Genomic DNA, 15,230 nt, shown 5'->3' on the forward strand with positions numbered 1-15,230 from the left:
CAAAGTTCCGGCGCAGGGTAGACAACTGACTAAAGAGTGGGAACTACTAAAATTAGTAGTTGCCTTTTTGCTATATCAGGCCAATTGCCGCCGCATAACACGCAATCTGCGTTTTATTGGAAACATTAAAACGCTTTTGCATATTCTTTTGGTGAAAATTCACCGTATGTTCTGAAATCGCTAAAATCAGTGAAATTTCCGCAGAAGTTTTTCCTTCCGCTGTCCATTTCAAAATTTCCAGTTCGCGTTGACTAAAATCGTTAGATAAAACCGCCATTGAACTATCATTTAGCCGCTCCAGCACGCGCAAACTCAGTTCCGCCAGAAGGTGCAGTTTCACCTCTAGCTGAACGCGTAAGTGTTGAGTCTGACTGTGAAGCGATGATGCTATAGATAATATACCAATGGCACGATTTGGCGCCATTGCCGAACAAGAAAAGCCGCTGTTGAGCCCTGCCGCATTCGCTTCAGCCCATAAATTACCGGCACCGGTAAATAAATCCCGCGTCCATTCCACGCCTCGTCCCGGCCGCTGACAAAGCAACAGCACCGGATCGACAGCATAATAATTTTCGCTTTCATAGCGCTTAACCCAGCTTTCCGGGTAAGTACTGAACAAAAACACGCGCGGCCGGGTAAAAGGCACGGGATGTTGAACCAGGAAAGCGAATGAATCGAAACCCATCGCTTCAATGTGTTTTTGTAATAGCGTTTTTACTTGAATCACTTCCGTCAGCGCCTGAAATTCATTTTCAGTTTCGCCACGCCAGACGAAATAATTATCGGTCGTCATTATTGCCTCAGCGTTGTTTCACGCTTTAACTTGTTATTCGTTCTGATTAACACAAAAAATAAATTAACTAGAGAAAAAATATTGATTGAAATGAGAGCAGCCCGCGGGGTAACAATCATAACCATCCTGTTGTCAATGCGTTACCATTATGGGGAACTGAAAACAGATACATTTTGCCAACAGCTTCACAACTTTAATCCTCCTTCCTTATTAGAATAGGATTTTTCCGAAGGAGTTTCAATCACCCTATTCATCGAAAATCATCATTAGATTGATAAATTTTTAGCATCGTCATTAACTAAAATCACTCACTTTGAAAGCGGTTACTGAGAGTAATAGCGGTATTTGTGGGACGACGGCTATTCCGTTCATTCTTAATCCCAGTGATTTCTGTAGTGAGCGGTATAACGTGATTTCCGTCACCCTCTTTTCCAGCTACGCTTAGAGGATGTGCGGGGGATGACGCTGTGGACTTTTCAGGGGAAGACGTTGCGCCCTCACCCATACTGGCGCATTGTCATGCGTATTCGAGCATCATAACGGGGCTGACTATGATGAACCAACTGGCATTACCTTTCCTTGTACTGGGCGGTTGTACAGCGCTGATGATCTTAAAAGATCTTTTCCGTCACCCGCATCCGGTGGCAATCATGAATATCATCTGGCCGCTGACCGGCCTCTATATGCCGTTCATCGGATGGTTAGCCTGGTGGTATCTGGGCCGTAAACCTTCACGTCAGGTAAAACTTGCGCTGCTGGTTCCACAAAAAATTCAGAGTAATGCCAGCTGGCAAACAATATTTATTTCCACCTCATTATCTGCCGCGGCCTGTATATTTGGCGACATAATGACCCTACCAATAATCACCTTGCTAAATCAGTTCGCCATTATGCCAACGCTCTGGATGCAGGCAATTATTTGCTTGATAGTTTCTCTGGTGGTGGGTTTATTTTTCCAGTTCCTGGCTATCCGTCAACGTGAAAAACGTTCATTTGGCCGGGCGTTATTATTAGCATTTAAAACCGAAACGTTTCCCCTGCTGATTTATCAATTAGGTATTTTTATCTTTATGGCACTGGCACTAAAATTTGTTCTCAACCAACAAATCAATCCATTGCTGGTGGCTTTCTGGTTTATGTTACAACTGGCCATGATCATCGGTTTTCTATTCTCCTGGCCCGCTAATCATTTCCTGATAAAACGAGGGCTTAATCCCGCCGTCTGACTAACGACAGTATCCGGCGCCGCGCATCCCCAGGTGAAAATGTCCGGCATGCGCAGCGTTGTAATCCGGTCCTAACGCATTACCAAAGGTCGCACAGCCGTTGTGCCATAAAGCGCGAAGCCCTGCAGCCGCATCCTCAGGTTGATGCCAGTTTTTTGCCACCTGCAGCCAGCGTCCATCTGCAAGCTGAAACCCAGTCACATCCCATGCATCTGCTGTTGCATGCTCGCTTAAACGCCCCTGCTGGCGATGATAGATATTTCGACAGGCGTAACTGCCGACGTGGGTGATTCGCCGAATCGGGCTGTTGATACCTGCCTGCTGAAGGGCGTGAGTGCTGTTGACGACAAACATTGTGCTACTCACCGCCATCGGGCAACTGGCAAGAAAGCTGCTGCTCAATTTCACTTCACCAAAACCACTCACGCGCAAAGGTTGTTCAATAGGGCAATCACCTTGCAGTGCTGGCACGGCGCGAAATTCTACCCATCCCTGCTGACTGGCTCGATGCATCACCGCCATACATGCCGCAGGATCGTGACCCAGGCGCTGCAATTTGTAGCGCATCATCCATCCCGGAGGGTCAGTCACCGACAGCGGTGTAAATGGATTCCACTGTGGCGGCAGATGCGTTTTCAGCCACGGCAAACTCCACCAGCCACATAATGCCAACAGAGCAATCGCTAATAATGCGCGCATCACACCTCACGTTTACTCATAAAAAGAAGACGTAAGTGTAGGTGGCAAAATGGAGAGATAACGCAGAAAAGGCTTAATTGCTGAAGATTTACGCAAATTCACCGTGGATTATGCCATGTAAATATTTACTGACAGAGTAAACCCCGCAAAAGGTCACAATTGTAAAAAAACAATTACCGAGAGTTGCAACCTTTCCACTATCTTATGCCACTTGCCCTATCAAACGGCACGTTATCTAACAGCCAGTAGAGCTGACACAACATCAAAACAGGAAAGATATATTTATGGTTGATCAATCCAAAGAGGCGCTTATCGAGGCCGAGCAGCCCGATAAGCTCCAGCGTAATCTACATAACCGCCATATCCAACTGATTGCCATCGGTGGCGCGATCGGCACCGGGTTGTTTATGGGCTCAGGTAAAACTATCAGCCTGGCCGGCCCCTCGATCATTTTCGTTTATATGATCATCGGCTTTATGCTGTTCTTCGTGATGCGCGCAATGGGCGAATTGCTGCTCTCTAATCTCGAATATAAATCCTTCAGCGATTTTGCCGCCGATTTACTCGGCCCGTGGGCGGGCTATTTTACCGGCTGGACTTACTGGTTCTGTTGGGTGGTGACGGGCATTGCCGATGTGGTGGCCATTAGTGCCTATTTCCAACTCTGGTTCCCCGACTTCTCCATCTGGATGAGTGCACTGCTGTGTATATTTGTGTTCCTGGCACTCAATATTGCGACGGTGAAATTGTTTGGTGAGATGGAGTTCTGGTTCGCGATTATTAAAATCGTGGCGATTGTTGCCCTGATCGTGACTGGCATCGTGCTGGTGAGCATGCATTATCCTTCGCCCAGCGGCAGCGCGGCAGCCCTGAGCAATATCTGGGATCACGGTGGTATGTTCCCGAAAGGATTGAGCGGCTTCTTTGCTGGCTTCCAGATTGCAGTGTTTGCCTTCGTCGGCATTGAGTTAGTCGGCACGGCCGCAGCGGAAACCAAAGATCCGCACAAGGTGCTGCCACGTGCGATTAACGCTATTCCGGTGCGTATCATTATGTTTTACGTTCTGGCACTGCTGGTGATCATGGCGGTGACGCCGTGGAATCAGGTCATGCCGGACCGCAGCCCCTTCGTTGAGATGTTTGTGCTGATCGGATTACCCGCCGCCGCCAGCATCGTTAACTTCGTGGTGCTGACTTCTGCTGCATCATCCGCTAACAGTGGCATTTTCTCCACCAGCCGTATGTTGTACGGTTTGGCAGAACAAGGCGTGGCACACAAAGCATTTGGCCGCCTGTCGGCACGCGCGGTTCCCACCACCGGGCTGTTTTTCTCCTGCTTCTGCCTACTGTGCGGCGTTGCGCTGATTTACCTGATCCCCGATGTGATGACGGTATTCACCATGGTCACCACGGTATCGGCGATTCTGTTTATGTTCGTCTGGACCATCATCCTGTGCAGCTACCTGGCTTACCGCAAACAGCATCCGCAACGTCACGCTGAGTCGAAGTTCAAGATGCCGCTGGGCAAGCTGATGTGCTGGGTGTGCATGGCGTTCTTCGCCTTTGTAATTGTCTTGCTGACCTTGCAGGATGATACTCGTCAGGCGTTGATGGTCACGCCGCTGTGGTTCGTCATTCTCACCATGGGCTGGTTGTTACGTCGTCGTAAAGCCTGATAGCACTGCCGACAAAAAGCCCCGAATGCTCGGGGCTTTTTTTTATAACCTTTCGCGTAATTTATGCCATGCCTGCGCCAGTGAAGGTCGCACAGAAGGCTCCCTTTCTGGTGCCGGTTCGGGAACATGTGCCGATCCCAGATTGAAGGTGAAGGTGTAATTGGGTGCTTCCCCCATCCTTAAATCCGAAATCAAGGTCTCTTCACCCTGCTGGCGCATGGCGTAAAAACCATGGCTGAACCACGCCACCCGCTCGGCATACCAGTCACCTTTAAACGCATCGAACAGTTGCGGGTTGCGCGGGTGCCAATGAATTTCCAGTGCTCGATCGGGTGACAACAGTGACCAATAGGCCTCACCGTAACGATCGGGGGTCATAATCACGGTTCGCCACACCAGGGTATTAAATGCCGTTGGCGTCACCAGCACCTGCTGCGGCTTGATGGATTGATCAGTTAAATCACGATCGATATGCTGCGTCGCCACGCCCTGCACCACCATGCTCCAGCCAAGATACAGCGTACTGATCAGCAAACCCGCCTGATTCCAGCGCAGTCCGACTCCATCACGCCGCCATAGCGCCACCCCCAGCGCGATCAGCAACGGCAAGGTATACAACGGATCGATGATGTACATGCTGCCAATCGCGTAGGGGAAATCGGTAAACGGCAACCCCAGCTGCGTGCCGTACACCGTTGTCAGATCAAGCAACGGATGCGTGATCAGGGCCAGCCAAATTGCCAGACACCAGCCGTGCCAGTGGGAGCGACTGCGTGTTGCACCTGCGATCAGCCAGGCCAGCAGAGGCGCAACTAGCGTGAGCCATATCAGCGCATGACTCTCAGTTCGATGCAGCGTCATATTGCGAATCGCATCGCCATGATCGATAAACACATCCAGATCGGGCAAGGTGCCGGCAATCGCACCCACCAGCGCCGATTGCCATAGCGGCACGCGCTTGCCCATCACCGCGACGGTGACCGCCGCGCCCAACGTCAGTTGTGATAGCGAATCCATGCACTCTCCTGGTTAAAGCGGGATCAACGCACGCGGATCCCTTCAATAATCATGCGCTGTACATTCTCCAGCGTTTGCTCGAAAAATTCCGGGTCACTCAGGGTCTGGCCGGTGATCGCCTCAACCTGTGACGCAAAATCCGCGTAATGTTGCGTGGTGGCCCACAGCAGGAAAAACAGATGCTGCGGCTGCACCCCGGCTAACCGCCCTTCCGCAATCCACTGCTCGATGATCGCCGCCTTCTCATCCACCAGCGCTTTTAAATCCCCGGCCAGTTCACCTTTGAGTAACGGCGCACCCTGGAGCATTTCCAGACAGAACAAGCGCGAGGCCTGCGGGTGATCGCGCGACACCTCTAGCTTAAGACGGATATATTTCCGAATGGCGGTCAGTGGGTCCTGATCGTGGCGCAGTGCGCGCAGTGGAGCCAGCCAGACATCAAGGATCTCCTTCAGAACCGCGATATACAGCACCTCTTTTGAGGGATAGTAGTAAAGCAAATTGGTCTTGGAGACGTCGGCACGCTCTGCCACTTTATCGAGGCTGGTACCGTGAATACCGAACTGCGAGAAGAAGCTTAACGCCGCTTCCAGTATCGCAGCCCGTTTTGCGGCAACGGCACGTGAACGTCGGCCCGGTTGTTTTTCATCGCTTTTCACACTGTTACCTCTTCAATCCTGCCTGATCGCATCATAACAAAGCCCCTCTTTCCTGCCTAATCGCTCTCCCTGCACCTTTTTTGACCACCGTGCGCATGAAAAACGTGCAAAAAGTTTTGACCAAACGGTCTGATTTAGACCAACCACTCCACTTTCATCCTTCCATGGGTTTTAACACATTGTTGTACAAGGTATTTAAAAATGTGGCACAGGCTTTGCAGTTTTGTGACTGAGCGCCGCTCGCAGGAAGCAGTGCAGCGCGTAGAGCAATGCCCGTTCAATGCAGAGAGGTTTCACATGAAAATTGGCGTATTTATCCCGATTGGCAATAATGGCTGGCTCATCTCCACCCATGCGCCGCAGTACAAACCGACTTTTGAACTGAATAAAGAGATTGTGCTGAAGGCCGAGCATTATCACTTCGACTTTGCGCTCTCGATGATCAAACTGCGCGGCTTCGGGGGTAAAACCGAATTCTGGGATCACAATCTCGAATCCTTCACATTGATGGCGGGGCTCGCGGCGGTGACCTCAAGGATTGAAATCTATGCCACGGCAGCCACTCTGACGCTGCCCCCAGCAATTGTGGCGCGCATGGCCGCCACCATCGATTCGATTTCCAATGGTCGTTTCGGTGTCAATCTGGTCACCGGCTGGCAGAAACCCGAATACGAACAGATGGGATTGTGGCCGGGTGATGAATACTTCTCCAGCCGTTACCAATACCTCACCGAGTACGTCACCGTGCTGCGCGATTTATGGGGCACTGGTCAGAGTGACTTCAAGGGTGAATTTTTCACCATGAACGACTGCCGCGTGAGCCCGCAACCGCAGAAACCGATGAAGGTGATCTGCGCCGGTCAGAGCGATGCCGGCATGGCATTCTCCGCGCAGCATGCCGATTACAACTTCTGTTTCGGTAAAGGGGTCAACACGCCTACCGCCTTCGCCCCGACCGCCAGCCGCATGAAAGTCGCAGCAGATAAAGCCGGACGGGATGTCGGTTCCTATGTGCTGTTTATGATCATTGCTGCCGAAAGCGACGAAGCCGCACGCGCCAAATGGGAGCATTACAAAGCGGGTGCTGATGAAGAAGCGCTCGCCTGGCTCACCACACAAAGTCAGCAGGATACCAAGTCCGGCAGCGACACCAACGTGCGTCAGATGGCCGATCCCACATCAGCCGTGAACATCAATATGGGCACCCTGGTGGGTTCATACGCCAATGTGGCACGAATGTTGGATGAAGTTGCCGAGGTTGACGGCACACAGGGCGTGCTTCTGACCTTCGATGACTTCCTGCAAGGCATTGAAGATTTCGGTGAGCGTATCCAGCCATTAATGCAGTGTCGTCAAAACGTTATCACTTCGCAGAAGGAGGTTGCCTGATGAGTACCGTGACTTGCGCCCATACGTCGAGTTTGCCCAATATCACCCTGCCCGCCCGACCAGAAGCGATTGCACTGCCGCCGACGCAAAGCGCCTTGATCGTCGTCGATATGCAGAATGCCTATGCCACCGAAGGGGGTTATCTGGATCTTGCTGGTTTTGATGTCTCCGCCACAAAGCCAGTGATCGCCAAAATTCATCAGGCGGTAACCGCGGCGCGCGCCGCTGGCATGCAGATTATCTGGTTCCAGAACGGCTGGGATGACCAGTACGTTGAAGCGGGTGATGCCGGCTCGCCTAACTTCCATAAATCGAATGCACTGAAAACCATGCGTAAGCGCCCGGAGTTACAGGGCACGCTCCTGTCGAAAGGCGGCTGGGATTATGCGCTGGTGGATGAACTGGTGCCGCAGGCAGGAGACATCGTGCTGCCCAAACCGCGCTACAGTGGCTTCTTCAATACGCCACTCGATAGCATGCTGCGCAGCCGCGGTATCCGCCACCTGGTGTTCACCGGCATTGCCACCAACGTGTGCGTTGAGTCGACACTGCGCGATGGCTTCTTCCTCGAATATTTTGGCGTGGTGCTGGAAGACGCCACTTATCAGGCCGGACCGGCATTTGCCCAACAAGCGGCGATTTTCAACATCGAAACCTTCTTTGGCTGGGTTAGCGACACGGACACTTTTTGTGAAGCTCTGAAAGCTTAGGGTCCATCTCACCTGCAAAACCATAACGATAAGGAACTGCGACGATGCCTAAAAGTGTGATTATTCCTGCCGGAAGCGGCACCCCGATTGCGCCCTTTGTGCCAGGAACCCTGGCCGATGGCGTGGTGTACGTGTCAGGCACGCTACCGTTCGATGCCAGTAACAATGTCGTCCACGTCGGCGATGCCGCGGCACAAACCCGACACGTACTGGAAACCATCAAAAAGGTGATCGAGACCGCCGGTGGCAGCATGAGTGACGTCACTTTCAACTCTATTTTCCTCACCGACTGGAGCCATTACGCCGCGATTAACCAGGTCTACGCCGAGTATTTCCCCGGCGACAAACCCGCGCGCTTTTGCATTCAGTGTGGATTGGTTAAACCAGATGCGCTGATTGAAATTGCCAGCGTCGCGCACATCGGGCCGCAGGAGGCGTAATGCACCTTGAGATTCATGGTTTAACCGCTGCCGACGCGCCAACACTGGTGCTGTCGTCCGGCCTGGGTGGCGTGGCGGGCTTTTGGCAACCCCAGCTGGCGGCGCTCGCTCCCCATTATCGCGTGGTAACTTACGATCAGCGCGGTACCGGTCGCAGTGCCGATACGCTGCCTGAAGGCTACAGCATGGCGATGATGGCCGCCGAACTGGCTGAGCTACTGGCGCAGCATGATATTCACCATTACGACATTATTGGCCACGCACTGGGTGGCCTGATTGGCCTGCAGCTGGCGCTGGATTATCCCGATCGTGTCGGCCGCGTCGTGGTGATTAATGGCTGGCTCTCGTTGGATCCTCATACGCAACGCTGCTTCCAGGTGCGGCAGGATCTCCTGCTCAACGTAGGCGTTGAAGCCTTCGTGCGAGCGCAGCCACTGTTCCTCTATCCGGCTGAATGGCTGGCGCGCCATCAGGCGCGCATCACCGCTGAAGATGCCCATCACGTGACCCATTTTCAGGGCATGGAAAATCTGCTGCGCCGCTTGCATGCATTAATGAACAGTGATTTCCGTACGCATGCGGCGCGGATTCATCAGCCTGTGTTAGCCATTTGTAGCCAGGACGATCTGCTGGTGCCGTGGAGCTGCTCTCCACAACTGGCCCAGGCGCTGCCGAATGGCAGTCTGATTGAGATGCCGTGGGGCGGGCACGCGATGAGCGTGACCGATGCCGATAAGTTTAACGCTCTGCTGCTGGGGTGGCTGGCCGAAACGGCTGCTCCTGCACAGCGCGCCGCCAGTTGAACAGAGGAGTGAAACCATGAGTGTGCTTGAACTGCCGCTGGTACCGAATGTAGATCGCGATGCTTTCCGCCATGCCATGGCACGACTGGGCGCGGCGGTGAATATCATCACCACCGACGGTCCGGCTGGTCGCGCCGGATTCACCGCATCTGCTGTCTGTAGCGTGACGGATACGCCGCCCACTTTGCTGGTGTGTCTGAATCGTTCGGCCTCAGTCTGGCCGACCTTTCGGGACAATGGCTATCTGTGCGTCAACACCCTGGCGGCCGGTCATGAAGATCTTTCGACACTGTTTGGTGGTAAAACGCCGATGGATCAGCGTTTTGCTGCGGCTAACTGGCACACGCTGGCCAGCGGTTCACCGCTGCTGGAGGGTGCCACCGTGTCGTTCGATTGCAAAATCACCCAGGTGGTCAGTGTTGGCACACACGACGTTTTGATGTGTGAAGCACTTGCGCTGGTACGTAACGATGATTCCCATGGCCTGGCGTGGTTTGACCGTGGATATCATCACCTTTTACGGCAGGACGCCCGCTAACGCCGCTCTGCGCGGTCCGGTTCCACCGATATCCTGGAGAAAACGATGGTGAATTCCTGGTTCCCCCGCTGGCAGAAAAAGTCAGCCATGACCGAAGATGGGCTGATTGCACCGGATGAAACCCTGCCGTTCGGGCAGACGTTTGTCATGGGCCTGCAGCATGCTGTAGCAATGTTTGGCGCGACGGTGCTAATGCCGTTGTTGATGGGACTCGACCCCAACCTGGCGATTCTGGTTTCCGGTATCGGCACGCTGCTGTTCTTTGTGGTCACTGGCGGACGCGTGCCGAGTTATCTTGGATCCAGCGCCGCCTTTGTCGGGGTGATTATCGCGGTGACCGGATTCAACGGCCAGGGATTGAACCCTAATCTGTCGCTGGCGCTAGGCGGCGTCATTGCCTGCGGCGCGCTTTATACCTTCATTGGCCTGATCGTTATGAAGGTGGGTACGGATTGGATTGAGCGGCTCATGCCCCCTGTCGTCACGGGTGCAGTGGTGATGGCAATTGGCCTGAACCTGGCACCAATTGCTGTCCATGGCGTATCAGCATCAATGTTCGATAGCTGGATAGCCGTCATGACCGTGCTGTGCATTGGCGTGGTCGCGGTCTTCACACGCGGTTTGGTTCAGCGCTTGCTGATTCTGGTTGGCCTGATTGTCGCCTGGGCGATCTACGCCTTGCTCACCAATGTGTTTGGCCTCGGTAAGCCAGTCGATTTTAGCGGTGTCGCCAGTGCGCCCTGGTTTGGTTTACCACACACCACCGCGCCGGTATTTGATATGCAGGCGATAGTGATGATTGCCCCTGTCGCCATCATTCTGGTGGCTGAAAATCTTGGGCATATTAAAGCCGTCGCCGGTATGACGGGACGCAATCTTGATCCCTGGATGGGACGTGCGTTTGTCGGGGATGGCCTCGCCACCATGCTGTCAGGTTCGATGGGAGGCAGCGGCGTGACAACTTACGCAGAGAATATCGGCGTAATGGCGGTGACCAAAGTCTATTCGACACTGGCGTTTGTCGCGGCAGCAGTGATTGCGCTGATACTCGGCTTTTCACCGAAGTTTGGTGCCTTGATCCATACCATTCCCGGCCCGGTGATTGGCGGTGCCTCTATTGTGGTATTCGGTTTAATTGCCGTGGCAGGTGCGCGGATCTGGGTGCAAAACAACGTTGATTTCAGTCAGAACGGCAATTTGATCATGGTGGCCACCACGTTAGTGCTGGGTGCTGGCGATTTTGCTTTAAAGATCGGCAGTTTTACCATTGGCGGAATTGGCACCGCGACCTTCGGTGCCATTATTCTTAATGCCATTCTTAAACGTCGGGGTGCCGCGCTGGCAAACCAGGCGGCACGACAGCATCCTTAAGGCTCCAGCGGTGCCTGCTCAGGCACCGCTTTCTTGCGGCGAAGTCGTAACTCACTGACGATCACCCCACAAACGATCAGCACACCGCCCAACAAGGCAGCGGCCGGTAAACGTTCACCCGCAATCCGTCCAACCACCCCTGCCCAGACCGGTTCACCGGCGTAAATCACCGTAGCCCGCGTCGGTGACACGCTGCGCTGCGCCCAGTTCATTGTCACCTGAATCAGTGCACTGGCCGCACCCAGACCCAGCGCACTCAATAGCAATGGCGTTGAGATCGTTGGGACCGATTCGCCATTAGGGATCATAAAGACAAAAGCGCAAGCCGATGCGACCATCAGTTGGATCAGCGTCACGCGACGCACATCAACCTGGCCTGCAAAGCGACTGATCAGAATAATTTCAGCCGCAATCGCCAGTGTACTGAGTAACGTCGCTATCTCGCCCGCGTTCAACGTCAGGCTACCGTCTGGTGGCCCGGCCACCAGCACTAAACCGGTAAACGCCAGCATAATGCCAATCCATGCCATTAACCCTGGCGGACGGCGCAGAAATACCCATTGCAGTAACGGTACCACCGGCACATATAGCGCGGTCAGAAACGCCGACTGGCTGCTGGAGATGGTTTGCATCCCCCAGGTTTGTAAGCCGTAGCCACCCGCAATCGACAGGCCAATAAGCGCACCGGCTTTCACTTCGAGCCATGTCATGTGCCTCAGATAACGGCGGAAGAAAAAGGCCAGCAATAACGATGCCGTGGCAAAGCGCAGCCCCACAAAGAAAAAGGGACCGGAATGTGCCATCGCCCGGTGCACCACCAAAAAGGTGCCACCCCAAACCATGGTAATGAAGATGAGAACGAGTTCCTGACGCGTAATACGCAGGCTGAGACGGGAATTTGAAGCAGACATAACGCACCACAATAATCGATTGGCGATCATTTTTGCCTGGTCAGGAGGGGAAAAGCAATCTTTGTTACCGCCGGGAGAACCCGGCGGAGGGGGGAATCAAACACAATCACATTATTTCTTGCTGCGACTGCGTCCCCCTTTTTCACCTGCTTCGGAAGCGCGTTGCGGGTCATTCCTGAAATTACCGCCGCTATTTTTTCCGCCTTTACGACCGGCTTCCGCGGCTCTCTCGCGGTCTTCCGCGAAATTGCCTGATCCTCCACGATGTTGTGCCATCATTTCCTCCAGGGATTGAGCATCTGTGGTTAGGCCTTTTCATCCAATGTGGTGAAAAGCAAGGCGGCGGAGTATTCGCGCCACCTGATAAAAGGATAGCCAGGCCAGTCTGATATTCGGCTAATATTCATACTTTGAAACATATAATTCACTTATTTTTCTATCATAAACCAGATTAACATCCAGCTTACAAGCGGTTAGCCCGGTAAAAAGCGCAGCGCTAGACGTATCCATCTATCCTCCCTTCCGGCACCTTACGCAGTCTCTTCTATACTTCTGAATACTCATCACCCTCAGCAGGTCTATACTTCTGAATACTCATCACCCTCAGCAGGATAGAAAACCATGGCAAAAGTTTTGGTGCTTTATTACTCAATGTATGGACATATCGAAACCATGGCGCAAGCCGTGGCTGAAGGCGCAAAGAGTGTGAGCGGTGCGGAAGTCACCATTCTTCGTGTACCGGAAAGCATGGATGCGGAGAGATTTGCGCAGGTGGGCGGCAAGGTGAATCAGGCGGCGGCTGAAGCAAAACCTGAAGATTTAACCCAGTACGACGCCATCATCGTGGGTACGCCAACCCGCTTTGGCAATATGGCCGGTCAGATGCGTAATTTCTGGGATCGCACCGGCGGATTATGGGCCTCAGGCGCGCTATACGGCAAACTCGCCAGTGTGTTCGCCTCTACCGGCACCGGTGGCGGCCAGGAACAAACCATCACCTCCGTTTGGACCACCCTCGCCCATCACGGCATGGTTATCGTCCCCATCGGTTATGGCACCAAAGAACTTTTCGATATTTCTCAGGTACGCGGCGGCACGCCTTATGGCGCCACCACCATTGCGGGCGGTGACGGCTCACGCCAACCGTCAGCAGAAGAACTGGGAATTGCCCGCTATCAGGGCCAATACGTCGCCGGACTGGCGGTAAAACTGCAAGGATAAATCCACAACAGGAGACCTTTATGGCCACAGAACAGTCGAAAGCTCACCACGTGGGCGAATGGGCCACGCTGCGCCACACCTCACCTGAAATTGCTGAAGCCATTTTTGAGGTGGCGAATTATGACGAACGACTCGCGGAAGAAATCTGGCGTCAGCAAGGTAGCGACGATGTGCTGCTCCGCGCTTTTGATAAGACCGATCAGGACGTTCTGACGTGGGACGACAAAACAGTCGAGCGTAAAAACGTTTAACACTCAGGCGGGCATGTCCCGCCTTTGTCATTTTTTCTGCCAAGGAGCCCTTTATGTCAGCCTACCAAAGCATCAACCCGGCCAATAATCAGTTGCTGAAATCCTGGCCTGATCACGATGACACCTATATGCAGCAGGCACTCAGCGCGGCTGACGAACTCTACCACTCTACGTGGTGTAAAGGCGATATGCAGCCACGTCTGCAGGTGCTGCACCGACTGGCCGATTTGATTGATCAGCGCGTTGACGAATTAGCTGAGATTGCCAGTCGTGAGATGGGCAAGTTAATTGGTCAAAGCCGGGGGGAAGTAAAAATCTGCGCGCAGATCGCTCGGTACTATGCCGAACATGCGGCTCACTTATTACAGGCACAACCTTATCCCAGCACGGTGGGCGATGCCTGGCTTGAGTATCACCCGATTGGCGTGGTGGTCGCCGTCGAGCCCTGGAACTTCCCTTATTACCAGTTGATGCGCGTGCTGGCGCCAAATCTGGCATTGGGAAATCCGGTGCTGGCGAAACATGCCAATATTGTGCCGCACTGTGCGGATGTCTTCGAAAAACTGGTTGAAGAAGCGGGTGCGCCAAAGGGTGCGTGGAGCAATCTGTTTATCTCTAATCAACAAGTCGCCGATCTGATTGCCGATCCGCGCGTGCAAGGTGTCGCGCTAACGGGCTCTGAACGTGCCGGTAGCGCTGTGGCGGAGCAGGCCGGAAAGCATCTGAAAAAGTCCACGCTGGAGTTAGGCGGCAATGACGTATTCGTGGTGCTGGACGATGCCGATATTGACGAAGCCGTGCGCCAGGGCGCGCAGGCGCGATTAAGTAACTGTGGTCAGGTATGTACCGCAGCGAAGCGCTTTATCCTGCACGAAAAAATCGCGACGGAGTTTATGGTGAAGTTTAGTGCGGCCCTGCAATCGGCCAAACCGGGGGATCCACTGGATGAAAGCACCACGCTGGGTCCGCTTTCATCGAAAGAGGCTCGCGACCGTTTAGTGAAACAGGTTGAGGATGCGGTTAAGCAGGGTGCGCATGTTGAACTGGGCGGAAAAGTGATAGAAGGCGTGGGTTGTTATTATCAGCCAACGATACTGACTGGCCTCACACCGCAAAATCCCGCCTATTACCAGGAGTTCTTTGGACCGGTGGCACAGGTTTATGTGGTGGCTGACGATCGCACCGCCATCGCACTGGCCAATGATTCGCACTACGGTCTGGGCGGTTCAGTGTGGACGCGCGATATTTTGCGTGGGCGCAACATGGCATCGCAGATCGAGACCGGTATGGTGTTTATCAACTCTCAAAGCGATACCGCCGCGGAGTTGCCGTTTGGTGGCGTGAAACGCTCAGGCTATGGACGGGAGTTGTCCGATCTTGGCCTGAAGGAGTTTGCGAATCAAAAACTGGTGGTCGTCGCCGGTTAACGGAAATAAAAAACCCCGTCGAGGCGTAATGCCGATCAGTTAAGACAAAAATGATCGGTTGAATGATCCGGCAGTTCTGCAAAAATCCGTAATCTCTCA

The 15,230-nt window shown here is 53.5% G+C and carries 17 protein-coding genes; 11 read left to right on the forward strand and 6 right to left on the reverse strand.

The features are described from left to right. Nucleotides 1-70 precede the first annotated feature (70 nt). Nucleotides 71-793, reverse strand: a complete 723-nt coding sequence (locus QMZ65_RS11850; RefSeq protein WP_034820310.1) for an autoinducer binding domain-containing protein — start codon at nt 791-793, stop codon at nt 71-73. 551 nt (nt 794-1,344) lie between these two features. On the opposite strand from QMZ65_RS11850, the gene QMZ65_RS11855 reads away from it, so the two are divergent. Next, nucleotides 1,345-2,019, forward strand: a complete 675-nt coding sequence (locus QMZ65_RS11855; protein WP_034820313.1) for a DUF4396 domain-containing protein — start codon at nt 1,345-1,347, stop codon at nt 2,017-2,019. Here QMZ65_RS11855 and QMZ65_RS11860 read toward each other — a convergent pair whose 3' ends face one another. Beyond that, nucleotides 2,020-2,718 (reverse strand): extensin-like domain-containing protein, encoded by a 699-nt coding sequence (locus QMZ65_RS11860; RefSeq protein ID WP_160832465.1) that lies wholly within the window; start codon nt 2,716-2,718, stop codon nt 2,020-2,022. It lies immediately after the preceding gene. A gap of 284 nt (nt 2,719-3,002) precedes the next feature. Between QMZ65_RS11860 and cycA the strand changes: the two genes are divergently transcribed. After that, the gene (gene cycA, locus QMZ65_RS11865) at nt 3,003-4,394 is read left to right on the forward strand and encodes a D-serine/D-alanine/glycine transporter (RefSeq protein WP_058959632.1); all 1,392 of its coding nucleotides are present in this window, start codon (nt 3,003-3,005) and stop codon (nt 4,392-4,394) included. Between the two features lie 42 nt (nt 4,395-4,436). Here the strand turns inward: cycA and QMZ65_RS11870 are convergent, their stop codons facing one another. Next, complete coding sequence (locus QMZ65_RS11870; RefSeq protein WP_283216023.1) at nt 4,437-5,411, reverse strand: metal-dependent hydrolase; 975 nt, start codon at nt 5,409-5,411, stop codon at nt 4,437-4,439. A gap of 23 nt (nt 5,412-5,434) precedes the next feature. After that, a complete protein-coding gene (rutR, locus tag QMZ65_RS11875; RefSeq protein WP_034820328.1) occupies nt 5,435-6,070 on the reverse strand; it encodes an HTH-type transcriptional regulator RutR in 636 nt (211 codons plus the stop codon). Nucleotides 6,071-6,367: 297 nt separating this feature from the next. Between rutR and rutA the strand changes: the two genes are divergently transcribed. The 6 genes from rutA to rutG are packed head-to-tail and all read left to right on the forward strand — an operon-like array spanning nt 6,368 to nt 11,321. Further along, nucleotides 6,368-7,459, forward strand: coding sequence for a pyrimidine utilization protein A (rutA, locus tag QMZ65_RS11880; protein WP_058959634.1), 1,092 nt, complete (start codon nt 6,368-6,370; stop codon nt 7,457-7,459). After that, entirely contained in the window at nt 7,459-8,169 is a 711-nt protein-coding gene (gene rutB, locus QMZ65_RS11885; RefSeq protein WP_160832462.1) for a pyrimidine utilization protein B, read from the forward strand. Before rutA ends, rutB begins: the two co-directional genes overlap by 1 nt. A gap of 44 nt (nt 8,170-8,213) precedes the next feature. Beyond that, a complete protein-coding gene (rutC, locus tag QMZ65_RS11890; protein ID WP_058959636.1) occupies nt 8,214-8,609 on the forward strand; it encodes a pyrimidine utilization protein C in 396 nt (131 codons plus the stop codon). Continuing rightward, nucleotides 8,609-9,412, forward strand: coding sequence for a pyrimidine utilization protein D (gene rutD / locus QMZ65_RS11895; protein WP_058959637.1), 804 nt, complete (start codon nt 8,609-8,611; stop codon nt 9,410-9,412). The genes rutC and rutD overlap by 1 nt, the downstream gene beginning before the upstream one ends. A gap of 16 nt (nt 9,413-9,428) precedes the next feature. Continuing rightward, nucleotides 9,429-9,950, forward strand: a complete 522-nt coding sequence (gene rutF, locus QMZ65_RS11900; protein WP_283216024.1) for an NADH-dependent FMN reductase RutF — start codon at nt 9,429-9,431, stop codon at nt 9,948-9,950. Nucleotides 9,951-9,995: 45 nt separating this feature from the next. After that, complete coding sequence (rutG, locus tag QMZ65_RS11905; protein ID WP_283216025.1) at nt 9,996-11,321, forward strand: pyrimidine utilization transport protein G; 1,326 nt, start codon at nt 9,996-9,998, stop codon at nt 11,319-11,321. Here the strand turns inward: rutG and QMZ65_RS11910 are convergent. Further along, the gene (locus QMZ65_RS11910) at nt 11,318-12,232 is read right to left on the reverse strand and encodes a DMT family transporter (protein WP_283216026.1); all 915 of its coding nucleotides are present in this window, start codon (nt 12,230-12,232) and stop codon (nt 11,318-11,320) included. The genes rutG and QMZ65_RS11910 overlap by 4 nt on opposite strands. A 111-nt stretch (nt 12,233-12,343) precedes the next feature. Next, the gene (locus tag QMZ65_RS11915; protein ID WP_071845623.1) at nt 12,344-12,508 is read right to left on the reverse strand and encodes a con-10 family general stress protein; all 165 of its coding nucleotides are present in this window, start codon (nt 12,506-12,508) and stop codon (nt 12,344-12,346) included. 345 nt (nt 12,509-12,853) lie between these two features. On the opposite strand from QMZ65_RS11915, the gene wrbA reads away from it, so the two are divergent. Genes wrbA through QMZ65_RS11930 form a run of 3 tightly spaced genes read left to right on the forward strand, consistent with a single transcriptional unit; the run spans nt 12,854 to nt 15,131 of the window. Then, nucleotides 12,854-13,453 carry an NAD(P)H:quinone oxidoreductase gene (gene wrbA / locus QMZ65_RS11920; RefSeq protein WP_034820354.1) on the forward strand — a complete coding sequence of 200 codons (600 nt, stop codon included), beginning with the start codon at nt 12,854-12,856 and terminating at the stop codon, nt 13,451-13,453. 20 nt (nt 13,454-13,473) lie between these two features. After that, the gene (locus tag QMZ65_RS11925) at nt 13,474-13,704 is read left to right on the forward strand and encodes a YccJ family protein (RefSeq protein ID WP_038647733.1); all 231 of its coding nucleotides are present in this window, start codon (nt 13,474-13,476) and stop codon (nt 13,702-13,704) included. A 53-nt stretch (nt 13,705-13,757) separates the two neighbouring features. Then, nucleotides 13,758-15,131: an NAD-dependent succinate-semialdehyde dehydrogenase gene (locus QMZ65_RS11930; protein ID WP_097119568.1), complete on the forward strand. Its 1,374-nt coding sequence runs from the start codon at nt 13,758-13,760 to the stop codon at nt 15,129-15,131. Nucleotides 15,132-15,230: the final 99 nt, after the last annotated feature.

This window comes from Pantoea sp. EABMAA-21, from assembly GCF_030053335.1.
Taxonomy (GTDB): domain Bacteria; phylum Pseudomonadota; class Gammaproteobacteria; order Enterobacterales; family Enterobacteriaceae; genus Pantoea; species Pantoea communis.